A 22,685-nucleotide genomic window follows, 5' to 3' on the forward strand; every position below is an offset into this window, starting at 1 on the left:
CATTAACCAACCCGCTCCACCGGGGAAGCGTGGAAGCGGGCCGTCGTCAGCGCCCGGACACCCGCTGTCAACCCCCAGGCAGGCCGGGTATTTCCCACCACCCCGCCTGGCGGCTCATACCGCGCGAGGGGGGCACATTGACCGCGCGACACAGCGCGCGGTTACGATGGGGCATGCGCATCCCGCCCCCGAGCCCCGTGATGCCGCCTGTTCCTGGCCTCGTCGCCCTGGAAGAGGCGCTCCGGAAGGACCTCGAGCGGTTGGAGTATCCCCGGCGCTCCTGGGTGCTCCCTCGCCGCACCCGCGCCGGCAAGGCCGTGCTGGATGTCCTCATCATCGGCGGAGGGCAGAGCGGCCTCACCGCCGCCTTCGGGTTGATGCGCGAGAAGGTGACGAACCTGCTCGTCGTCGATGACGGAGAGCAGGACCTCGCCGGACCGTGGAAGACCTTCGCGCGCATGCACACGCTGCGCACGCCCAAGCACCTCACCGGCCCCGACCACAACCTCCCCAACCTCTGCTTCCAGTCCTGGTTCGAGGCCCAGTACGGCGAGGCCGCCTGGACCTCCCTGGAGCGCATCCCCAAGGAGCTGTGGGCGGACTTCCTCGGGTGGTATCGGCGCACGCTGGGCATCCCCGTGCGCTGCCGCTCGCGCGCGGGTGCGCTGACGTGGAGCGCGGAGGACGACTGCTTCCAGGTGCCGCTGGAGGACCTGCGCACCGGGCAGGTCGAGGTCCTCCCTGCGCGAAAAATCGTGCTGGCCACGGGCATCGACGGCTCGGGACGCTGGGAAGTCCCGGCGGTGGTGGCGGGGCTGCCGCGCGAGTTGTACGCGCAGACGCGCGAGGACATCGACTTCGAGGCGCTCCGGGGGCGCAAGCTGGGCGTGCTCGGCGCGGGGGCCTCCGCGTTCGACAACGCCTCCGTCGCGCTGGAGCACGGCGCGGGCGAGGTGCACCTCTTCTACCGGCGCAAGACGCTGCCCACCGTCAACCCGTATCGCTGGGCGGAGTTCGTCGGCTTCCTCAAGCACCATGCGGACCTGCCGGACGCGGACAAGTGGCGCTTCATCCATCGCATCTTCGAGATGGGGCAACTGCCTCCCGCCGACACGTACCGCCGCGCCCGCGCGTATCCCCAGTTCCACCTGCACGCGGAGAGCCCGTGGGTGGGCGCCGAGGAAGTGGACGGGCAGGTCCGCGTCACCACGCCGCGGGGGCACTACACCTTCGACAAGCTCATCGTCGGCAGCGGCACCGTGACGGACCTCTCGCTACGGCCGGAGCTGGCGAACCTGCACCAGGACATCGCGCTCTGGAAGGACCGCTTCACGCCGCCCTCGGGCCAGGCGCACACGGACCTGCTGCGTCATCCGTACCTGGGGCCTGGCTTCGAGTTGCAGGAGAAGCACCCGGGCCGCGCGCCGCATCTGGCGTCCATCTTCAACTACACCTTCGGGTGTCTGCTCTCGCTGGGCTTCGGTGGCGCGAGCATCTCTGGCATGAAGTACAGCCTGCCTCGACTGACGGCGGGCGTGACGCGGCAGCTCTACGTGGATGACCGGGACGCGTTCTTCAGCGCCCTGGAGTGCTTCGACGAGAAGGAATTCGAACCATGAGCAGTGGTGAGTTCGGGCTGCGCAGCCGTCGCGTCCTCGCGGCGGGAGGGATGCGTGAGGCCGTGGTGGTGGTGACGGACGGTCGGGTGGAGAAGGTGGCGGGGCCGGGAGAGGCCCTCGGCGCCCTGACGGTGACGGACGTGGGCAATCACGTGGTGATGCCCGGCGTGGTGGACTGCCACGCGCACATCAACGAGCCCGGCCGCACGGAGTGGGAAGGCTTCGCGACGGCCACGCGCGCGGCGGCGGCCGGAGGCATCACCACCGTCGTGGACATGCCGCTCAACTCGCTGCCGCCCACCACCACGCTGGAGGCGCTGAAGCTCAAGGCGAGCGCGGCGCGTGAGTCCAGTCAGGTGGACCACGGCTTCTGGGGCGGCGTGATTCCAGGCAACGCGAACGAGCTGGAGGCGCTCATCGACGCGGGGGTCGCGGGCTTCAAGTGTTTCCTGTGTCCCTCCGGCGTGGACGAGTTTCCCCCGGCGGACCGCGCGGTGCTCGACGTGGCGATGCCGATTCTCGCGCGGCGGGGCATTCCGCTCATCGTCCACGCGGAGCTGGAGTCTCCGCTGGCGGAGGCGGACGCGGGCGGCCCTCGCACGTACCGCGCCTATCTGGAGTCCCGGCCTCGACGCTGGGAGCAGGATGCCATCCGGATGATGGTGGAGCTGGCGCGTCAGCACCGCTGCCGGGTCCACATCGTCCATCTGTCGTCGGCGGATGCGCTGCCGTTGCTGGCGGACGCGCGCCGGGAGGGTCTGGATGTCTCGGTGGAGACGTGTCCGCACTACCTCAGCTTCACCGCCGAGGAAATCGAAGACGGGGCGACGCACTTCAAGTGCGCGCCACCCATCCGCGAGGCTGAGAACCGTGAGCGGCTCTGGGCCGGGCTGGCGCGGGGCGACATCGAGCTGGTCGTGTCGGACCACTCGCCCTGCACGCCGGCGCTGAAGCTCCTGGAGCGTGGCGACTTCAGCGCGGCGTGGGGCGGAATCGCGTCGCTCCAGCTCAGCCTGCCGGCCGTGTGGACGGAGGCGCGCAAGCGAGGACATGGCCTGGAGACGCTGGCGCGCTGGATGTGTGAAGCCCCGGCCCGGCTGGTGGGACTGCATGGCACGAAGGGGACGCTCGCGCCCGGCGCGGACGCGGACCTGCTGGTGTTCGACCCCGAGGCCACCTTCATCGTGGAGCCCACGCGGCTCCAGCACCGTCATCCCCTGACGCCGTACGCGGGCCGCACGCTCTCGGGGGTGGTGGAGACGACGTTCCTGCGCGGGACGAAAATCTACGAGCGAGGACAGCCGTTCCCTCGCCCGAGTGGAACCTGGGTGCGTCGCCCGTCCTCGGCGCGCATCGCCGCTTGAAGCCTCTGGAGAGTACACACCATGCATGCACCGGAAGAGGGGAAGCTGCGCGTCGGCTTCACCGAGCTCATCGATTTGGCCGCGGAGAAGGTTGGCGGCAAGGCCCTGCTGGCCAGTGACGAGTTCTTCGCCGGCAAGGAGAACCTGCTCAAGCCCGGCCGGGGCGTCTTCATCCCCGACAAGTACACCGAGCAGGGCAAGTGGATGGACGGCTGGGAGTCGCGCCGCAAGCGCGTGCCCGGCCACGACTGGTGCATCCTCCAGCTCGGCCTGCCCGGCGTGCTGCGTGGCGTGGACGTCGACACCAACCATTTCGTGGGCAACTTCCCCGAGTACGCCTCCGTGGACGCGCTGGAGGTCGAAGGCTCGCCCTCCGCGCAGTCGCTGGTGGACGCGAAGTGGACGCGCATCCTTCCGCAGCTCCGGCTGCAGGGCGGCTCGCGCAACCTCTTCCCCATCCTGAGCGAGCAGCGCTGGACGCACCTGCGCCTCAACATCTACCCGGACGGCGGCGTGGCGCGTTTTCGCGTCCATGGCGAGGTGCGGCCGGACCTGACGCGGCTGACGCATGCGAATGGCTCGGTGGACCTGGCGGCGGCGGAGAACGGCGGCACGGTGTCCGCGTGCAACGATGCCTTCTTCGGGCCGAAGGACAACCTCATCCTGCCGGGTCGCGCCGCGAACATGGGCGAGGGCTGGGAGACGCGCCGCAAGCGCCTGCTGCCGGGCTTCGACTGGATTGTGGTGAAGCTGGCCGTCCCCGGCTCCGTGGAGCGCGTGGAGGTGGACACCGCGCACTACAAGGGCAACTTCCCGGAGAGCGCATCCCTGGAGGGCATCACTCTGCGCGAGCCGGTGGTGGACTTCGCCAACGCGCATGACCTCGTCTGGACGGAGCTGCTGCCGCGCACGAAGCTGCAGGCGGACCACCGGCATGACTTCGAGTCCGAGCTGAAGGCGAAGGGGCCCTTCACCCACGTGCGGCTGAAAATCTTCCCCGACGGTGGTGTCAGCCGGCTGCGCGTCCACGGGCGGCCGGCATGAGCGCGCTGCACCGGCTCAACACGCTGGCCCCCGAGGCGGCCAGGGAGGAACTCTTGCGCTGCTGTGGCTCCTCGCGCTGGGTGGAGGCCATGGTGCGCGCGCGGCCCTTCCGTGACGTGGAGCACGTGTTGTCGGAGGCCGGGTGGTTGTGGGAGCAGACGGGGCCCGACGACTGGCAGGAGGCCTTCAAGCACCACCCGCGCATCGGGGATGTGTCCTCGCTGCGCGCGAAGTTCGCGTCCACCGCCACCTGGTCCTCGCAGGAGCAGGGCGGGGTGAACGGCGCCGCCGAGGCGGTGATTCAGGGCCTGGCTGACGGGAACAAGGCCTACGAGGAACGCTTCGGCTTCATCTTCCTGGTCTGCGCGACGGGCAAGAGCGCGGAGGAGATGCTGGGGCTTTTGCGCGCGCGCCTGGGCAATCCTCCGGACGAGGAGCTGCGCATCGCCGCTGGCGAGCAGGCGAAAATCACCCGCATCCGATTGGAGAAGCTGCTGGCGTCATGAGCACACTTTCCACCCATGTCCTCGACACGCACCGCGGCCGTCCAGCCGCTGGTGTCCCCATTGCCCTGGAAGTCCAGGTGTCCTCCGGCGAGTGGAAGGAGCTGGCTCGCGGCGTCACCAATGACGATGGCCGCGTGCGCGACTTCCTGCCCGCCGGCGCGCGCGTCGAGCCCGGCGTGTACCGGATGTCGTTCGACACCGGGACGTACTTCCGCTTGCTTGGCGTGAAGGGGTTCTACCCGTCGGTGTCGGTGGTGTTCGAGCTGGCCGCGCCCGACGAGCACTACCACGTGCCCTTGCTGCTCAGCCCCTTCGGCTACTCCACGTACCGGGGGAGCTGAGGGGCTTCAGGCCTTGTTGGCGGCCTGCGCGGAGGCAGCGGCCTGGACGGGGCTGCTTCCGCGCCGCAGCAGGGCGTGGATTTCGGCGATGAGCAGCGCCGGCTTCACGGGCTTGACGAGATACGCGTCGGGCACGGGCAGGCTCGGGTCGCTGTCCGAGCGGGGCGCGTAGCCACTGACGAAGACGACGGGGATGTGCTGGAGCGCGGGCTCCTGGCGGCAGCGGCGGCACAGCTCGTAGCCGTCCATGCCCTCCATGTTCACATCCGAGAGGAGCAGGTCCGGCGGCTGGCTCAACGCCAACGCCAGCCCGGCCTCGCCATTGGCCGCCACGGCGCAGTCGAAGTCGCCGGACAGCAGGAGGCGCAGCGTCTCGCGCATCGTCCAGGAGTTTTCGACGATGAGGACCTTGGGCTTCACGATGCTCGGGCTCCTCCGGTGATGGTATCGGGCCCCGTGGGAGACGGCCTCGGGTGGAGCATCACCGCTCGGCGCCCGCCGTAGCAAGGGGTCCTCCCTCACCCCCAGACCCAGGTACAAGGTGGATGCCGACAGGTGCTCCCGGAGCGGTGCGTCGAGGGCAACTCCCCGGGTGGCGGAGCTTCACCAGTCCACGTCGGGATGCCTCCAGGTCTGAGCCTGGTCGCCGCACGCGCGCGGGGACCTGCTCGGACGTGCACGCATCATCCCGCTCCACGCGCACGTGGTCCCGTGGGTAGCCCAGAGGGCGCGGAGATTGGATGCGTGGCCACCATGCTTCATGCCCGCGCGTCGTGTGGGTGTCGCCTGTCCGACGGGCGCGCGGAACTGACGGTGCGCTGGACTCGTGTTGGCGAATATCAGGCGGCCTGGTTCGGACGGCGGAGGAAATGGGTTTCCTCCGTTCCAACGGAGTGTGTCCGATACATGGAAACGTGATATTCCATCGACTTCTGGATTCTGCCGACCTTCCGGTCCCGCCTTCGTGAGCGACGAAGAGAAGACAACCGTCCTTGACGAGCGCAGCCCTCCTCCGAGCTCCTGGGGGGACCGCATCCGCACGCCCGTCACCCTGCCAGGAGACGCGGCCGGAGCGCGCCGCTCGCTGGAAGTGGGGATGGTGGTGACGGGGCGCTACCGGGTGGAGGGACTGCTCGGTGAAGGCGGCATGGGCCGCATCTGGCTGGCGGAGGACCTGCACGAGAAGCGCCGGGTGGCGCTCAAGGAGATGCAGGTCCCCGCGGGGCTGACGGCGGGGAAGACGGAGGAGCTGGTGCTGATGTTCCGGCACGAGTTCTTCGCGATGAAGAAGCTCCAGCACCCGGGCACGTTGAAGGTGTTCGACTGGGGCATGACGGAGGCCGGCAACCGCTTCATCACGATGGAGGTGGTGGACGGGCAGGACCTGAGCACGCTGGCGCGCGAGGCACCGCTGGACACGCGCACGCTGTACCGGGTCCTGCTGCAGATGGCGCAGGTGCTCGCGTTCATCCACTCGCGCCTGTACGTGCACTGCGACATCAAGGCGAGCAACGTGCGCATCACCCGCTCCGGCGCGGTGAAGCTGATGGACTTCGGGGTGATGCACCAATTGGGCACCCCGAGCCCCGGCAAGCTCAAGGGCACGCTCGAGTATCTGGCCCCCGAGTGGCAGCGCGGCGCGAGCATCGACGGGCGCGCGGACCTCTACTCGCTGGGCGTCATGGCGTACTACCTGGTGACGCGCAGGCTGCCCTTCAAGCGCAACACCCCGGCGGCGCTGTTGGCGGACCACCTGACGCGGCCGCCGCCTCGTCCCTCCACGCTGTGTCCGGTGGACCCGCAGTTGGAGGAAATCATCCTGCTGTTGCTGGCGAAGGACCCGCGCGAGCGCTTCCAGGACGCGAGCGAGCTGATGGAGGCGCTCTGCCACGCCAGCGGTGAGCCGATGCCGGAGGAGCCCCTGTCGGCGCGCTCCAGCTACCTGCACGTGCCGGAGGTCGTCGGGCGCGCGGCGGAGCTGGAGGCGCTGATGAACGGGCTCGCGGAGGCGGACTGGGGACAGTCGCGCGCGGTGCTCCTGGGCGCGCCCGCGGGCGTGGGCAAGACGCGGCTGCTCCAGGAGTTCGAGCTGCAGGCGAAGCTCGCGGAGCTGCCCTTTGGCCGGGGACAGTGTCGCGCGGAGGGGCAGGCGCCGCTGACGCCGATTGCCCAGGCGCTGCGCGCGCTGATGCCGCACACGCCGACGGAGGTGATGGAGCGGCTGTCCCCGCGCCTGTCTCGGCTGTTGCCCTCGCTGTCGTCGGCGGAGTCCGCGGGCGTGGCGCAGGTGCCCGGCGAGGAGAAGCTGGGGTTCTTCGGGGCGCTGGCGGAGTGGGTCCAGGCGCTCGGCAAGCGGATGACGTTCGTGCTGTGCTTCGAGGACCTCCACTGGGCGGACACCGCCTCGCTGGAGGTGCTCAACGTGCTGATTCGCGCGCTGCAGGGCACGCGCGGCATGGTGGTGGGCACGTTCCGCTCGGGAGAGCTGAGCCGGCTGAGCCTGGCGTTCCAGACGGTGGACGAGAAGCTCACCTGGCGCATGGACCTGGAGCCGCTGGCCGCCGAGCACGTGGGCACGCTGGTGGGCCTGGCGCTGCCGGGCCTGCAGGTCCCCGAGGGCTTCGTCGCGCGGCTGCACGAGACGACGGGGGGCAACGCCTTCTTCGCCACCGAGTGTCTGCGCGCGCTGGTGGAGGAGGGCGCGCTGACGCGCGTGGGCGGCCGGTGGACGGCGGAGGCGGGGCTGGACACCCGGCCCCTGCCGGAGAGCATCCAGGCCGTGGTGCTGGAGCGGTTGTCGTCCGCGCCCGTGGAGCAGGTGTCGCTCTTGCGCAGGTTGGCTCCGGCGGGACGAAGCCTGGAGCTGCCCATGGTGCGGGCGCTGGCGGAGCTGCCGGAGTCGGAGCTGTTCGCCGTCCTGGACGGCATCGTCGAGCGGCAGTTCCTCCAGGAGGAAGAGGGCCGGTACGTCTTCACGCACGACACCGTGCACCAGGCCATCTACGACAGCACCCAGGACGAGGAGCGGCGGGCCGCGCATGCGCGGGTGGCGCTGGCGCTCCAGACGCTCTACTCGCAGCGGCCGGACCTGTCCCGCACGGTGGGCTGGCACTACCTGCGCTCGTCGGAGCCGGAGCTGGCCATTGGCCCGTTGCTGGACGCGGGCCGCGCGGCCATGGAGGCGCAGGCGCTGCTGGAGGCGACGCTGTTGTTGAAGGAGGCGTCCACGCTGCTGGAGGCCGCGCCGGACTTCCCAGGACGCGACAGGCTGCTGTTGCGCATCTGGGTGACGCTGGTGGAGGTGGGCTACGCGAGCGACCCGCCCAGCTCCCTGGCCTTCTCGGAAAAGCTCTTCGCACACTGGGCGGCGACGGTGGACCTGGTGGAGGGCCGCAGGCTCGCGCTGGCGCAGTTGGACGCGGCGTGCGCGGCGCCGGAGGATGAACGGCCCGCGCGGCTGCGTGAGTTGTTCCGCGAGCGCGCGGCGGACGCGCAGTCGTCGCCCGAGGACATCTTCTGGAAGCAGGCGGAGCTGCGCATCCTCCAGGCGATGGCGCTGGCCATCGTCGGGCGCACGAAGGACCTGGACGTGCTGCTGGAGCGCGTGCGGGCGGAGCAGCCCGAGGTGTCGCCGTACCGTGCGGGCGCGTTGCTGGCTCCGGCGGTGCTCAGCGCGTACACGGGTCGCTCGGCGGGCGTGGTCGAGGCGCAGTTCGAGCAGCTCGCCCGGCTGCGGGGGATGCGCGAGGTGATGGGCCGGCTGCCGAGGCGCCTGGCGTGGGCGCTGGGCATGGGCGGCTACATGATGAACATGAACCTCGCGTTGCGCGGCGAACCGCTGGACGCCCAGGCGACGCGGGACGGCTACGCTGTGGCGGAGGCCCACGGCTTCACCGACGTGCGCGCGTTCCACCTGTTCTCCGTGGTGACTCGCGCGGCGTTCACGGGAGACGGCGCGGCCTTCGTCCCGGCCTTCACCGAGAAGACGGACCTGGTGCGCAGGCTGGGCAACCCCCGGTTGATGGAGCGCAACCTGGCCATCTTCACGCCGCCCTACTACCTGGAGCGCGGCGAGCACGAGCATGTGGCCGCCGTGGTGGCGCGCGCGGAGTCGCTGGCGCGGGTGCTCCCGGAGGACCGGTGGTTGCAGTGCCACGTGCAGACGTATCAGGCGTGTCGGGACGTGCTCTTCGAGGACGCGGCGGCGGTGCGTCAGTCGTTGCCCCGGGCCCTGAGCTCGGCGCGCGAGGGTGGCATCCGGATGGAGACGCTGCTGCGCGTCTACCAGTCCCGCTTCGAGCGGGAGCAGGGGAACCTGGAGGCCGCGCGCGAGGCGGCACAGACGGCGCTCTCCCGCGCGGTGGACCCGGTGCTGGCGAATCCCTGGGATGAAGTGCTGGCGCGGCGCGCGATGGCCGTGCTGCTGCCGGGCGAGGAAGGGTTCACGCACCTGCGTCGTGCGCTGGCGCTGGCGGAGCTGACGGGCAACGTGCTGCAGGTGGGGCTCGTGCATCTGGCGCTCGCGGAGCGTGCGGTGTCCGCGGACGCGGCCGTCGTGGAGCTGGAGGCGGCGGAATCGGCCTTCACGGAGGCGCGGGCGTCCAACCTGCTCGCGCAGGCGACGTCGCTGCGAGGTGCGCTCCAGCGGAGCGCGGAGTCCCGGCAGAGCGCCTGAACGTGGGTCGAGGCGACGTCGCTGCGAGGTGCGCTCCAGCGGAGCGCGGAGTCTCGGCAGAGCGCCCTGAGCGCGGGTCGAGGCGACGTCGCTGCGAGGGGCGCTCCAGCGGAGCGCGGAGTCCCGGCAGAGCGCCCTGAGCGCGGGTCGAGGCGACGTCGCCTTCGAGCGCGCTTCAGCGCGGAGGCGACACAGTGTGCCTGAGGGAACTCCCGCGTTGGTGCGTGAGCCCTCCCCCATGTGTGAGGTGTTCGGGGACCCCGAGGCGCACTTGAGAAGTCGCTCTTTCCGCCAGCCTCCCCCGAGAACGCGGTGCGCGAGGGCGTTAGAGTTCCGCCCATGGCCCTCGCACCCCTGCGCTTCTGTTTCGACTATCTGTCTCCCTACGCCTATCTCGCGTGGACGCGCATGCCCGCGCTCGCCGCCCGCCATGGTCGCGTGGTGGAGCCCGTGCCGGTGCTGCTCGCCGCCGTCCTCAACGCCACCGGCAACATCGGCCCGGCCGAGGTTCCCGCCAAGCGTGGCTACGTCTTCAAGCACACCTTCCGCATCGCTCACGAGCTGGGCGTACCCTTCGGTCCACCCCCCACGCACCCCTTCGTCCCGCTGCTCCCCCTGCGCGTGACGGCCGCGGTGGACGACCTGGAGGCGCGCGGCCGGCTGGTGTCCGCCCTCTACGCGGAGGTCTGGGGCGGAGGGAAGGGCGCCGAGTCGCCTGAGCAGGTGGCCGTGGCCATCCAGGCCGCCGGGCTGGACGCCCCCACGCTGCTCGCCGCCGCCCAGCGGCAGGACATCAAGGACCGTGTGCGCCGGAACACGGACGAGGCCATCGCCGCGGGTGCGTTCGGCGTGCCCACCATCTTCGCGGACGGGGAGCTGTTCTTCGGCGTGGACTCGCTGGGCCACCTGGAGCGCTTCCTCCGGGGCGAGGACCCGCTGGCGTTGGTGGACCTGGCCCGGTGGAAGGATTTGCCGGCCACCGCGTCCCGACGCTGAAGGGGGGCCCTGGGAGCGCCGGTTTCCGCTAGGGTGCCCCGGGTGGATGGGCCGTTGGTCGCCCGCCACGTTCCCAGGTGCTCACCGCATGAACGTTCTCGCCGAGCTGGGCATCGTCGTCGCTGGCCTCGTGCTCGCCATCGTCCTGCTGGCGCTCAACTTCTGGCGCGCCATCCTCTTCCTGTTCCCCCACAGCGTCCGCGTGGAGCCGGAGGCCCCGGCCGACCAGATGGACATCCCCTTGGAGCTGGCCCAACTGGCCATCCAGCTCCAGGGCCTGGGCTTCGTGGCGCTCGGCAGTCACGAGGAGAAGCCCCGCCTGCGGAAGGCCACGCTCTCCTACGACTGGGCCCACCCCATCGAGAGGGTCTTCGCCACCATCTACCAGACCCCGGACGGCGAGCCCCGGCTCTACTTCCTCACCCCCCTGGCGCCGGAAGGCTTCGTCATCACCGCCGGTTATCGCCGCCCCGCCCTGGACGTCCCCGGGGTGTACCGGAGCGGTTCACTGGCGGACGCTTCGCCCGAGCGCCTGCTGCGCGCCCACCTGCGCCGCATGGAGGGCGTCGCGCCCGCCGGGGACTTCTCCTGGGAAGGTCGGGTGGAGGCCGGGCGTTCCTGGTACCGCGGGCTCGGCCGGAAGGAGATACGTCGGCAGAACCTGCAAGGGCTGTTGTGGACGGTGATGGCGCTTGCCATCGTCGCCAGCGCCTTCCTGGGGCGGCGCGCGTCCTGAATCCCCGCCACCCCGTCACTGCGCGCGTGCACCGCGCGCCCCTTGAGAGTAGGTAGACGAGCACCATGAAGAGCGTGTCCAAGACCGAGGAAATCTTCTTTCTTTCCGGCAAGCGCACCCCGTTTGGGACTTATGGCGGCAGCCTGAAGGACCTCAGCGCCACCGACCTCGCCGTGGAATCGGCGAAGGCCGCCTTCGCCCAGGCGAAGGTGTCCCCGGAGCTCGTGCAGCACGTCGTGTACGGCAACGTGGTGCAGACGAGCGCGGATGCCATCTATCTGCCCCGCCACGTGGGCCTGCGCACGGGCGTTCCCATCGCCGTGCCCGCGCTGGGCGTCAACCGGCTGTGTGGCTCCGGCTTCCAGGCCTTCACCACCGCCGCGGAGCTGATGCTCACCGAGCAGGCGAGCTGCGTGCTCGCCGGTGGCACCGAGTCCATGAGCCAGGCGCCCCACGTCATCCGGGGCGCGCGCTGGGGCCTGCCCCTGGGCAAGGGCAACCTGGAGGACATGCTCTGGACGGCGCTGACGGACAGCTACACCGGCCAGCCCATGGCCATGACGGCCGAGCAGCTCGCGATGGACTACTCGCTCACGCAGGAGCAGGTGGACGAGTACGCGGTGCTCACCCAGAAGCGCTTCGCCGCCGCGCAGGAGGCGGGCCGCTTCCAGGACGAAATCGCGCCCGTCACGCTCAAGGGCAAGAAGGGCGACACCGTCTTCGCCAGGGACGAGCACAACCGTCCGGAGACGACGGTGGAGGGGCTGCGCAAGCTGCCCAAGGTCTTCAAGAAGGACGGCGTGGTGCACGCGGGCGCCGCCAGCGGCATCTGCGACGGCGCGGGCAGCATGGTGATGGCCACGCGGAGCTTCGTGGAGAAGCATGGCTTGAAGCCCATCGCCCGGCTGGTGAACTGGGGCGTGTCCGGGTGTGACCCCAAGGTGATGGGTATCGGTCCCGCGCCCGCCATCCGCCAGCTGCTGGAGCGCGCGCAGGCGAAGCTCGCCGACGTGGACCTGTTCGAGGTGAACGAGGCCTTCGCGCCGCAGTACCTGGCGGTGGAGAAGGAGCTGGGCCTGCCGCGCGAGCAGACCAACGTCAATGGCGGCGCCATCGCCGTGGGGCACCCGCTGGGCGCTTCTGGCGCGCGCATCACCACCACGCTCGTCTATGAGCTCAAGCGCCGTGGTGGACGCTATGGTATCGGCTCCGCCTGCATTGGCGGCGGCCAGGGCATCGCGGTGCTGGTCGAGGCGCTCTGATGCCTGCACACGACTTCCAACCGGGACGCGAGATGAGCAACGAGGTGGACGCGAAGACGGCCCGTGAGCGGGCCAAGGCCATCGCCGAGCAGCGCCGCGCGGAGCGCCGCAACCGCAAGCGCAAGTGCGTGGTGTGCGGCGTGGAGGAGAGCGACAAGACGCCGCTCACCGCCCACCCGGAAGGCATTGGCCCGGCCTGCAAGGACGAGGTCTCCTGCCAGAGCCGCAGGGCCGCCGCGGGGCGGTGAACTTCCTGGGGCCTCGCGTCAGTGGACGCGCGAGGCTCCTGGCCCGCAAAGCGCCGGTGTCGGCTGCGCGACTGTGGGAGATGTGCCCCTGGACGTGGGGCCGGGCCTGGGTGGCCCAAATTCGCCCGAGGCCGGTAAATCGGGCCCGTTTCTTGATAGCGGAATCGTCTCGGGGTAAACGTCCAGAATCTCAGCTTGAGACTTGAGACGAGGGTCGGAATGGGCGTTACGAGCTTCACGGGAGTCAAGGTGTTCTCCACCACGCTCGCGCGTGATCGCGAGAACATGGGTGAGAACATCACCAAGTGGCTCAAGGAGAATTTGAACAACGTCGACGTGGTGGACAAGGTGGTGACCCAGTCCTCGGACAAGGAGTTCCACTGTCTGACCATCACGATTTTCTACCGCGCGAAGGCCTGACTCGTCGGCCAGCAACGCGCGGAGTCGATGTGCGAGGGCGCTCTCCCGGGACCGGGTGGGGCGCCCTTCGTCGTTTGGGGTTGCGAAGCGGAGAGGGTTCCACCACCTTTGGTCGGCTGTTGAGCCCGTAGTGGAGGATTGAATGCGACCGATGCGCAGCTTCGGCGGCAGGGGTGGCGGAGGCTGGGGCCTGCCCGGTCTGGAGTCCATGTCGTCCAAGCTGGCGGTGGGGCTGGTCGCGGGGTCCGTCCTGTACCTGCTGCTGCGCTACCAGGGGTCCACGCAGGGCGTGTTGCTGCTGCTGTCGCCCAACACCGTCTTCGGCAACCTCTTCCTCTGGCAGCCGCTCACCTACGGCTTCATCGAGAGCGAGCCCATCAGCATCCTCTTCGGAGCGCTGCTGCTGTGGAGCATTGGCGGCTCGCTGGAGAGCTCCTGGGGCTCGAAGCGGCTGCTCATGGTGGCGGTGGGCTGCACGGCGCTCGCGGGCTACGTGCTCGGCGTGGTGGGCCTCTTCATGCCGCTGCCCATGGGGTATCAGGGCGGCTGGGTGATGGGCACGGTGCTCTGGGTCGCCTACGGCCTGTCGATGGGCCGGGGGCAGACGAACTTCTGGGGCATCCCGCTGTCGGGCAACGCGTTCGCCGGCATTGGCGCGGGCTTCGTCGTGCTGCGCATCCTCACGGCGGGCCTGGCCAGCCAGCTGCCGCACGTCATCGCGATGGTGCTGGTGTTCGCCTACGTGCGCGGCGCCAGCCCCAAGCGGTTCATGCTGCACTTCCAGCACTGGCGTCTGCAGCGTCAGCTGCGAGGCAGGTCCAAGCACCTGAACGTGGTGCCCAAGGACAAGGACCGGCCGGACCGGGATCAGTTCCTCAACTGACCCCCGTCGTGCCGTGCCTCAGTGGGCCGCCTCCGGGTGGCCGTACTGCTTGAGCTTCCGGTAGAGCGTGGCCACGCCGATGTCGAGCTGCTCGGCGGTGCGCGCCCGGTTGCCCGCGTTCTGCGCCAGCACCGCGAGGATGTAGTCCTTCTCCATGTCCTCGAGCCGGCGCGGGTTGCCGGCGGGGATGAGGCTGGGCGGCGCGGCGCGCACTTCCTCGGGCAGGTCATCGCGCTCCACGCGGCTGCCCTCGCACAGGGCCACCGCGCGCTCCAGCGCGTTGCCCAGCTCGCGCACGTTGCCCGGCCAGTCGTAGCGCAAAAGCTGGTCCGCCGCGTCGGGCGCGAGTCCGGACACCTTGCGGCCCAGTCGCTCCGCGGCCTCGGCGAGCAGCAGCCGGGCCAGGGGCAGGATGTCCTCGCGCCGCTCACGCAGCGGAGGGATGCGCAGCTCGATGACGCGCAGGCGGTAGTAGAGGTCCTGGCGGAAGCGGCCCGTGCGCACCTCCTCGCTCAAGTCGCGGTTGGTGGCGGCCACCACGCGCACGTCCACCTTGCGGCTGGTGTTCTCGCCCACGCGCCGGACTTCCTTCTCCTGGAGCGCGCGCAAAAGCTTGGCCTGCATGGAGGCCGGCACCTCGCCCACCTCGTCCAGGAAGAGGGTGCCGCCGTGCGCGGCCTCGAAGAGTCCGGGCCTGTCGTTCGTCGCGCCGGTGAAGGCGCCGCGCGCATGGCCGAACAGCTCGCTCTCCAGCAGGCTCTCCGTGACGGCCGCGCAGTTGACGGCGATGAAGGCCTTGTGCGCGCGCGTGGACTCGTCGTGGATGAGGCGGGCGATGCGCTCCTTGCCCACGCCACTCTCTCCGGTGACGAGCACCGTGGAGTCCACCTTCGCCGCGCGGCGCCCCAGGTTGATGACGCGCAGCATGGCCTCCGCGCGCGCCACCATGCCCGCCGGGTCCTCCGTCACGCCCGCGCGCGCCAGCGACTGCCGCTTCGCGCGCAGCTTGCGCTCGGCCTGCTTCAGCGCGTCCGTCACCTGGCCCAGCACGCCCTCCATGCACTGCGTCTCATAGAAGCGCAGCACCTCCTTGCACTCGGTGCTCCACTCCTCGGAAGGACGGCCGACGATGTGGCACGCCGCGTCCCCCTGGCCCACGCAGCGCACCTCCGTGCAGTAGATTTCCCGCCCGTTGACGTAGCTCATGTAGCCGGACGCGAAGCCGGTGAGGCTCCAGCACACTGGATGGTCCGCGCGGCCCAGGTGCAGCAGGTGCTGCTCGGCTTCATACGAGTCGCGCCACTGCGCCTCGGCGAAGGGCTCCGGGCCCTCCTCGGGCTTGCGCTCCACGCGCTCCACCCGCACCTGCCCTTGCAGCGTGTGCAGCCGTCCGCCCGCGCGGCGCCACAGCGACTCGTCCTTCCACGGCACCGCGCCCTTCATCGCCTCCGCGGTGCGCCAGCCGTGCGCGTAGCCCAGCCGCGTGAAGATGCCGCGCGCGGCCGTCACCCCCATCAGCTCCACCAGCTCCTTGCGCAACAGCCCCAGCGCCACCGGGTCCATGAGGAGCACCCGCTGCCCCGCGAAGTGGATGAGTCCGCCCCCCGGCTCGAAGGACAGCAGCTCCCCCAGCTCCAACGCGTCGAATGGCCCCGCCACGGTGTCCCGCTCCCTTCCAAAGTGATGTCTCTCTCTATCGTTTTGAGAGGTTCCGCGCACGCAAGGATGTTGAGAAGTCGTTATTTCAAGGGGTTGGAATGAGCTGGGCCCTGGTCCTGGGGTTGCAGTAGAAGGCCCCCATCATGGGAGACGGACTGGACAGGCGGGAGGTCTTGCAGGGCGCGGCGGCGGCCGGCGTGGCGGGCGTCCTGGGCGCTGGCTCGAAGGGCGGGCGGGCTGCCGCGCTCTTCGTGTCGCACGGCTCGCCCATGGTGGCGCTGGACGCGGATGCGTATCCGCGCGCGCTGAAGACCTTTGGCGACGGCGTGGCGACGGCGCGGGCCGTCGTCGTGGTGTCCGCGCACTGGGAGACGCCGGGCGAGGTGCGCGTCACCGCGAGCGCGAAGCCTCCGCTCGTCTATGACTTCTCCGGCTTTCCGGAGGCGCTGTACCGGCTGCGGTACGCGGCGCCGGGCGCACCGGACGTGGCCTCCGACGTGGTGGCCCGATTGGGCGCGGCGGGGCTGAAGGCTGTCGCGGATACGGAGCGCGGCCTGGACCACGGTGCGTGGGTACCGCTGCTTCATACGTTTCCACAGGCAACGTTGCCGGTGGTGCAGGTGTCGATGCCGCTGGGCGCGAGCGCGGCGGACGTGGCGAAGATGGGCGAGGCCTTGCGGCCGCTGCGCGCCGAAGGCGTGCTGTTGATGGGAAGTGGTGGCATCGTCCACAACCTGCGCCGTGTGAATTTCCATCAGAAGGATGCGTCCCCGGAGCCGTGGGCGCAGTCCTTCGACACCTGGGTGGCGCAGAAGCTGGAGGCGCGGGATTTCGTGGGCCTCCAGTCATGGTTGGATGCACCGAATGCGAAGCTCGCGCATCCGAGAGCCGAGCATTTGTTGCCGCTGTACTTCGTCCTCGGAGCGGCCCTCCCCGAAGACCGTCTCACTTCAGTTTTCGAGGGCTTCCATCACGGAACCTTGTCCATGCGCAGCTTCGCGCTGCGCGCCTGAACCCGTAGTTCATCGAGGAGCACACCCCTATGAAGACGACCCTGAAGAGCGCGATTGCCCTGCTGGTGGCCCTGCCGTCCCTCGCCCTGGCTTCCACGTGGGACGTTGACACGGCCCACTCCGGCGCCGAGTTCTCCGTGAAGCACATGATGGTGACGAACGTGAAGGGCTCCTTCGGCAACGTGAAGGGCACCATCAACCTGGACGACAAGGACATCACCAAGTCCACCGTCGAGGCCACCATCGACGCGACGACCATCAACACGAACAACGCCAAGCGCGATGAGCACCTGAAGGCGCCGGACTTCTTTGACACGGCGAAGTTCCCGACCATCACCTTCAAGTCCACGAAGGTGGAGAAGGCGGGCGAGGGCAAGCTGAAGGTCACCGGCAACCTGACCATGCACGGCGTCACCAAGCCCGTCGTCCTGGACGTCACGGGCCCGACGAAGGAGTCGAAGGACCCCTGGGGCAACACCCGCACGGGCGTGGAGGCCACCACGAAGCTGAACCGCAAGGACTTCGGCCTGACCTACAACCAGGCGCTGGAGACGGGCGGCGTGGCGGTCGGTGAGGAAGTCACCGTGAACCTGGACCTGGCTCTGACGAAGAAGGCGGACGCCGCGGCTCCTGCCCCGGCGAAGAAGTAGTCGTCGCTTCGTTCATCGACGCTGAATGAAAGAGGGGCTCCCACGGTGGTGGGGGCCCCTCTGTCGTTTCAGGGTGTGCCGCGTGCCTGCCGTGTGGCGCTCAGCCCTCGGCGACGGCCTGCACGCTGGAGCGGTAGATGAAGATGCGGGCGGTGTTGGTGCGCTGGTCCGCGGGGACGACGAAGAAGCCGGGCGTCGTTCCCTTGAAGTCCTGCGAGAAGCCGGCGACCTGGCGTCCGTCGTTGAAGGTGACGCGAATCTTCTGGCCCTCGGCCTGGGGCTGACGCGCGCCCGCGGCGAGCATGAAGAAGATGGCCTTCACGCGCTTGCCGGGAATCTGCTCCGGCGCGTAGCCGCTCTGCTGCTCCAGGGAGATGACCTCGTCGAGCAGGTCCGCGTCGCGGATGGTGCCGCGCTTCACCTGTCCTTCGACGGTGTGGATGATGACGCGATGCTCACCTTCGATGAACGAGGTGATGGGCTCGGTGTGCATCGGCGGGGTGACCGCGAAGAGCGGCTCCCGTGAGGCGGCGAGTGTCTGCGTGCGCTCGGCCAGGGACGCGGAGGCCCGCGCGGTGGGGAGCGGGCTGGCCGTGTAGGGATTCGGCTGGGCCGGTGCGGGGCTTCTGAGCGCGGAGCTCAGCGCCGCCGCGGCCACGGCGGTGGCGGCGAGTGGAGGCGTGGCCTCGGGAGGCTCGACGGCTTCTTCCACCAGTTCGATTTCGGCGAGGTCCTGCTCGAGTTCGACGGGGACCTCCTCCTCTTCGAGGGGCGCGGGCGGCGTGTCGAGGCCGGACTCGGTGGAGGAGAAGTCGTTCACCGGGGCGCCGAACGGATGCGCTTCCTGGGCCTGCCAAGGCGTGGTGGCCGGGGGAGGGGACTCCTCGGACCAGGAGGCGTCTTCGGTTTGGACCTGCTCGGTGGGGAGCGCGTCCTCGGAGGACAGCTCGACCATGGGCTCCACGTCGACGGACGCGTTGCTCCACTCGGTCTGTTGGGCGGTGGCCTCGGCGTAGTGGCCTTCGTGGGCTGTGGGCTCACTGCTCCACGTCGAGGTCGGAGTGGCGGAGTCGGGAGAGCCGCTCCACTCGGACTGGGGGACGGGCTGCTGCTCGGACCACTCGGCGGTGGGCTCGGGCTCCGCTGAGACCCACTCGGGTTGGAGTTCGACGGGAGCGGCTTCGGCCGTGTTCCAGGCGGACGAGGGTTGCGTGCCGGGCGCGGCCCACCCGGCCTGCGCGGGGGCCACTTCCTCCGGGGTTCCAGACCACTCGGACTGGACTGCGTCGGAGGGGAGTTCCTCTGGGGTGGCCCACTCGGGCTGAGCGGTGGCGGTGGCTGCGTCGCCCGTGGTGGCGGACCAGTCCGTCTGGACCGCGTCGGCGGGGAGTTCTTCCGTGGTGGCCCACTCGGACTGCGACGCGGGAGTGCCGGCTGCGTCCGTGGTGGCCCACTCAGCCTGGACCGCGTCGGCGGGGAGTTCTTCCGTGGTGGCCCACTCAGACTGAGCGGTGGCGGTGGCTACCTCGCTCGTGGATGCAGACCAGTCGGTCTGGACGGCGTCGGCGGGGAGTTCCTCCGTCGCGGCCCACTCGGCTTGTGCTTCCGTCGAGGCGGCGTGCTCTCCCGGAGTCTCCGTCGTGGCCCATTCGGCCTGGACGGCGTCGGGTGCGAGCTCTTCGGCCGTGGCCGCCCACTCAGGCTGGGCCGTGGCAACCGGCTCGCCTGTGGACTCCGCGGACCACTCTGATTGAACAGCGTCGGGAGCTAGCTCCTCCATCGCGGCCCATTCAGGCTGCGCGGTGGCGGTGGCGGTGTCACCCGTGGACGCGGACCATTCGGCCTGGACCGCGTCGGCGGGGAGTTCTTCCGTGGCGGCCCACTCGGGCTGCGCGGTGGCGGTGGGTGCTTCGCCCGTGGATGTGGTCCACTCGGTCTGCACCGCTTCGGGCGCAATCTCTTCCGTCGTGGCGGCCCACTCGGGCTGCGCGGTGGCAACCGCTGCGTCGCCGGTGGCTGCGGCCCACTCGGTCTGGACGGCGTCGGCGGGGAGTTCCTCCGTCGCGGCCCACTCAGGCTGAGCAGGGGTGGCTTCGCCAGGAGAGGTGGCCCACTCGGCCTGGACGGCGTCGGCGGGGAGTTCTTCCGTTGTGGCCCACTCGGGCTGCTGAGCGGGAGTGCCGGTTGTGTCCGTGGTGGCCCACTCGGCCTGGACAGCGTCGGCGGGGAGTTCTTCCGTGGTGGCCCACTCAGGCTGGGGTGCGGGAGTGCCAGTTGCGTCCGTGGTGGCCCACTCTGCCTGGACCGCGTCGGCGGGGAGTTCTTCCGTCGTGGCCCATTCGGGCTGCGCAGGGGTGGCTTCGCCAGTGGACGTGGCCCACTCGGTCTGGACCGCGTCGGCGGGGAGTTCCTCCGTCGCGGCCCACTCGGGCTGAGCGGTGGCGGGGGCTGCGTCACTCGTTGCTGCAGACCACTCGGTCTGGACTGCGTCGGCAGGGAGTTCTTCCGTCGCGGCCCACTCGGGCTGCGGAGCGGGAGTGCCGGTTGCGTCCGTGGTGGCCCACTCGGCCTGGACGGCGTCGGCGGGGAGTTCCTCCGCTGCGGCCCACTCGGGCTGAGCGGTGGCAACTGCTGCGTCGCTCGTGGTGGCGGACCATTCGGTCTGGACTGCGTCGGCGGGGAGTTCTTCCGTCGCGGCCCACTCAGGCTGAGCGGTGGCTGCGTCGCCGGTGGTGGCGGACCATTCGGTCTGGACTGCGTCGGCGGGGAGTTCTTCCGTCGCGGCCCACTCAGGCTGAGCAGGGGCGGCTTCGCCAGAAGCAGTGGCCCACTCGGCCTGGACTGCGTCGGCGGGGAGTTCTTCCGTGGCGGCCCATTCGGGCTGAGCAGGGGCGGCTTCGCCAGGGGAGGTGGCCCACTCAGTCTGGACAGCGTCGGCGGGGAGTTCTTCCGTGGCGGCCCATTCGGGCTGAGCAGGGGCGGCTTCGCCAGGGGAGGTGGCCCACTCAGTCTGGACCGCGTCGGCGGGGAGTTCTTCCGTCGCGGCCCACTCGGGCTGCGGAGCGGGAGTGCCGGTTGCGTCCGTGGTGGCCCACTCGGTCTGGACTGCGTCGGCGGGGAGTTCCTCGGTCGCGGCCCACTCGGGCTGCGGAGCGGGAGTGCCGGTTGCGTCCGTGGTGGCCCACTCGGTCTGGACTGCGTCGGCGGGGAGCTCCTCGGTCGCGGCCCACTCGGGCTGCGGAGCAGGAGTGCCGGTTGCGTCCGTGGTGGCCCATTCGGCCTGGACTGCGTCGGCGGGGAGTTCTTCCGTCGCGGCCCACTCAGGCTGAGCGGTGGCGGTGGCTGCGTCGCCGGTGGTGGCGGACCACTCGGTCTGGACCGCGTCGGCGGGGAGTTCCTCCGTCGCGGCCCACTCGGGCTGTGCCTCGGTCGTCGACCACTCCGACTGAGCGGCCTCGGGCGCGAGCTCCGTCGGCGCTGCCCATGCCTGCTCGGCATGGCCTTGCTCGGCCGTGGATGCGGCAGCCCACTCGGATTGGAGCTCGATGCCCTCGGAACTCGCCGGGGCGGAGTCCCCCGTGGACGCGTCGGAGGACACCCACTCGGGTTGCAGCTCGATGGGCGCGCCCTCTTCCGTTGCTCCGACATGCTCCGAAGCGAGGCTCGCGCTGCTCGCCAGGGGCTCCAGGTCACCCGACTGCGTGCCCCATTCGCCCTCGCCGGAGGCGTCGGCCGGAAGGTCCAGTCCTCGCTCATCCGAAGTCGAGAACTGTCCAGGATCGAGGAACTCGCCAGCACTCGCGAGAGGCACGGCCTCCTCGGGATTGCCACTCAGGTCGAATCCATCCTGCGAAGCCGCCGCACTGAGCGACGCCGCTGTCCCCGTGAAGTCGGTCGCCGCGTCGGTGTCGACCTCGATGGTGTCGGCCTGGAGATCGGGCCCGACCTGCACAGCGCGAAGCTCCAGTGAAGGCACCGTGTCCGTGCTGAAGGGCGACTCCACGGCAGACGAGGCTTCCGCCTCCACGCCAAGGTCCCCCACCTCGAAGGTAGGGGGCTCACCCTGAGCCGTCGTCTCCTCGAAGGAGGCGGCGCTCAATCCTTCCTCGGTGCTCACCGGCTCGGCGGAGAGGAAGTCCTCGGACGCTCCTTCGGTGCTCACATCGCCGCCATCGAGCGCAATCTCCTCGACGGCGGGCGAAGTGGCGACGTCGGAGTCTCCCTGTGCGCTCTCTACCGACGGCGAGGCGTCCCAGTTGCTGGAAGTCGCGTCGAGAGACAGCTCCCCGGCATGCGACTCCGGAGCCGTCGCCGCGAACTCCTCCGCCGAAGCGGGCTCGAGCATGTCGGACGCATCGAGCGAAATCTCCGCGCCAGCGGCATCGTGAGCCGCCGCCGTGGAATCCTCGGTGCCAGCCTCCCGCGGCGAGAAGGTGGACTCGCCCACGCCAGGGTCCTCGGAGGACTCGTAGGCCGAGTCGCTCAAGATGCCCGTGTCCTGGGCGGCGAAGTCCAGGTCCGCTCCCGCGTCGTGCGCGGCAGCGTCGCTCGCCGAAAGCTCCTCCGTCACATCGCTCGAGTCGAGCGACATGGGCTCGGCGTTCTCCATCGCCCCGACGTCGATGACGTCATTGGCGTCGGCGAGGTCCGTCGCGGACGACTCCATCGGGTCCACGGCCAGGGGCGCGGAGGCCCAGGCTTCGTCGAGGGACGAAGGGGAATGTTCCTCGGCCAGCATCGGCTCGCTGTCCGCCGTGGCGTCGAGCAGTTCGACCTCCGAGGAGGGAACCTCCACCTCGGACTCGGAGGCGGTGAGCGTCGTTTCCTCGGAAGGCTGTGCCGCGAGGAGCGAGGACGTCGAGGGCTCCTCGGCCGATTCGACCTCCAGGGAGATGTCGGCGAAGGACGACTCGAGCGAGGTCTCCGGCTCACGTCGCGGAGCGGCCTGCTCCACCTGCGTGTCGAGCTCTCCGAAGTCCTCTTCCGCGGCCAGCTGTGATGCCTCGTTCGGCGCGACGTCCTGGTGGCTCAGCGGCGGCTGTCCGCTCTCGAGGTCGTCGGTGGCGTCCTCGAACGCGTCCGTGGTGGGCACATCCGTTTCCGAGACCTCCAGCACGTCCTCGAACGACGAGGCGTCGGACGTGGCCACGGTCGGCGCACCAGCAGGGGGCGTGGGACTCGGGGCCATCCACGGGGCCGGCTCACTCAGGGCGGGGATGTCGATGTCGTCCGCGCTGAGGGCCAGGTTCTCCGGCTCCGGGGCGGGAGG

General features: G+C 70.1%; 17 protein-coding genes. 14 read left to right on the top strand and 3 right to left on the bottom strand.

All coding sequences use genetic code 11. The features are described 5' to 3' along the window. Window positions 1–173: 173 nt before the first annotated feature. Genes HR086_RS12680 through uraH form a run of 5 tightly spaced genes read left to right on the top strand, consistent with a single transcriptional unit; the run spans window position 174 to window position 4,874 of the window. Window positions 174–1,619, top strand: a complete 1,446-nt coding sequence (locus HR086_RS12680) for an FAD-dependent oxidoreductase (RefSeq protein WP_174457517.1) — start codon at window positions 174–176, stop codon at window positions 1,617–1,619. After that, the gene (gene allB / locus HR086_RS12685; protein WP_174465748.1) at window positions 1,616–2,983 is read left to right on the top strand and encodes an allantoinase AllB; all 1,368 of its coding nucleotides are present in this window, start codon (window positions 1,616–1,618) and stop codon (window positions 2,981–2,983) included. The genes HR086_RS12680 and allB overlap by 4 nt, the downstream gene beginning before the upstream one ends. Window positions 2,984–3,004: 21 nt before the next feature. Continuing rightward, complete coding sequence (alc, locus tag HR086_RS12690) at window positions 3,005–4,027, top strand: allantoicase (protein WP_141640737.1); 1,023 nt, start codon at window positions 3,005–3,007, stop codon at window positions 4,025–4,027. After that, window positions 4,024–4,533, top strand: coding sequence for a 2-oxo-4-hydroxy-4-carboxy-5-ureidoimidazoline decarboxylase (gene uraD, locus HR086_RS12695; RefSeq protein ID WP_174457514.1), 510 nt, complete (start codon window positions 4,024–4,026; stop codon window positions 4,531–4,533). The genes alc and uraD overlap by 4 nt, the downstream gene beginning before the upstream one ends. Beyond that, window positions 4,530–4,874: a hydroxyisourate hydrolase gene (gene uraH / locus HR086_RS12700; protein WP_174457513.1), complete on the top strand. Its 345-nt coding sequence runs from the start codon at window positions 4,530–4,532 to the stop codon at window positions 4,872–4,874. Before uraD ends, uraH begins: the two co-directional genes overlap by 4 nt. A 6-nt stretch (window positions 4,875–4,880) precedes the next feature. On the opposite strand, the gene HR086_RS12705 is transcribed toward uraH, so the two are convergent. Next, window positions 4,881–5,294 (bottom strand): response regulator, encoded by a 414-nt coding sequence (locus HR086_RS12705; RefSeq protein ID WP_141640734.1) that lies wholly within the window; start codon window positions 5,292–5,294, stop codon window positions 4,881–4,883. A 676-nt stretch (window positions 5,295–5,970) separates the two neighbouring features. On the opposite strand from HR086_RS12705, the gene HR086_RS12710 reads away from it, so the two are divergent. The 7 genes from HR086_RS12710 to HR086_RS12740 all read left to right on the top strand — a co-directional run bounded on the left by HR086_RS12710 (window position 5,971) and on the right by HR086_RS12740 (window position 14,094). Continuing rightward, complete coding sequence (locus tag HR086_RS12710; protein WP_217440634.1) at window positions 5,971–9,549, top strand: protein kinase; 3,579 nt, start codon at window positions 5,971–5,973, stop codon at window positions 9,547–9,549. A gap of 339 nt (window positions 9,550–9,888) precedes the next feature. Beyond that, the gene (locus HR086_RS12715; protein ID WP_174465749.1) at window positions 9,889–10,545 is read left to right on the top strand and encodes a 2-hydroxychromene-2-carboxylate isomerase; all 657 of its coding nucleotides are present in this window, start codon (window positions 9,889–9,891) and stop codon (window positions 10,543–10,545) included. A gap of 88 nt (window positions 10,546–10,633) precedes the next feature. Next, window positions 10,634–11,281: a hypothetical protein gene (locus HR086_RS12720; protein WP_174463260.1), complete on the top strand. Its 648-nt coding sequence runs from the start codon at window positions 10,634–10,636 to the stop codon at window positions 11,279–11,281. A gap of 65 nt (window positions 11,282–11,346) precedes the next feature. Beyond that, the gene (locus HR086_RS12725; RefSeq protein WP_174457510.1) at window positions 11,347–12,543 is read left to right on the top strand and encodes an acetyl-CoA C-acetyltransferase; all 1,197 of its coding nucleotides are present in this window, start codon (window positions 11,347–11,349) and stop codon (window positions 12,541–12,543) included. 32 nt (window positions 12,544–12,575) lie between these two features. Next, window positions 12,576–12,791: a hypothetical protein gene (locus HR086_RS12730; RefSeq protein ID WP_141640758.1), complete on the top strand. Its 216-nt coding sequence runs from the start codon at window positions 12,576–12,578 to the stop codon at window positions 12,789–12,791. Between the two features lie 219 nt (window positions 12,792–13,010). Beyond that, complete coding sequence (locus HR086_RS12735) at window positions 13,011–13,211, top strand: hypothetical protein (RefSeq protein ID WP_141640730.1); 201 nt, start codon at window positions 13,011–13,013, stop codon at window positions 13,209–13,211. Between the two features lie 142 nt (window positions 13,212–13,353). Next, window positions 13,354–14,094 (top strand): DUF1751 domain-containing protein, encoded by a 741-nt coding sequence (locus HR086_RS12740; RefSeq protein WP_141640729.1) that lies wholly within the window; start codon window positions 13,354–13,356, stop codon window positions 14,092–14,094. 18 nt (window positions 14,095–14,112) lie between these two features. On the opposite strand, the gene HR086_RS12745 is transcribed toward HR086_RS12740, so the two are convergent. Then, window positions 14,113–15,753, bottom strand: coding sequence for a sigma-54-dependent Fis family transcriptional regulator (locus HR086_RS12745; protein ID WP_141640728.1), 1,641 nt, complete (start codon window positions 15,751–15,753; stop codon window positions 14,113–14,115). A gap of 143 nt (window positions 15,754–15,896) precedes the next feature. Between HR086_RS12745 and HR086_RS12750 the strand changes: the two genes are divergently transcribed. Together HR086_RS12750 and HR086_RS12755 are read left to right on the top strand one after the other, a co-directional pair. Next, window positions 15,897–16,766: a dioxygenase gene (locus HR086_RS12750; protein WP_174457508.1), complete on the top strand. Its 870-nt coding sequence runs from the start codon at window positions 15,897–15,899 to the stop codon at window positions 16,764–16,766. A gap of 29 nt (window positions 16,767–16,795) precedes the next feature. Beyond that, entirely contained in the window at window positions 16,796–17,416 is a 621-nt protein-coding gene (locus tag HR086_RS12755; RefSeq protein WP_141640726.1) for a YceI family protein, read from the top strand. 100 nt (window positions 17,417–17,516) lie between these two features. Here the strand turns inward: HR086_RS12755 and HR086_RS12760 are convergent, their stop codons facing one another. After that, entirely contained in the window at window positions 17,517–22,565 is a 5,049-nt protein-coding gene (locus tag HR086_RS12760; RefSeq protein WP_217441782.1) for a hypothetical protein, read from the bottom strand. Window positions 22,566–22,685 lie beyond the last annotated feature (120 nt).

Origin of the sequence: Myxococcus sp. CA039A, from assembly GCF_013336645.1 — a bacterium.
Classification (GTDB): domain Bacteria; phylum Myxococcota; class Myxococcia; order Myxococcales; family Myxococcaceae; genus Myxococcus; species Myxococcus llanfairpwllgwyngyllgogerychwyrndrobwllllantysiliogogogochensis.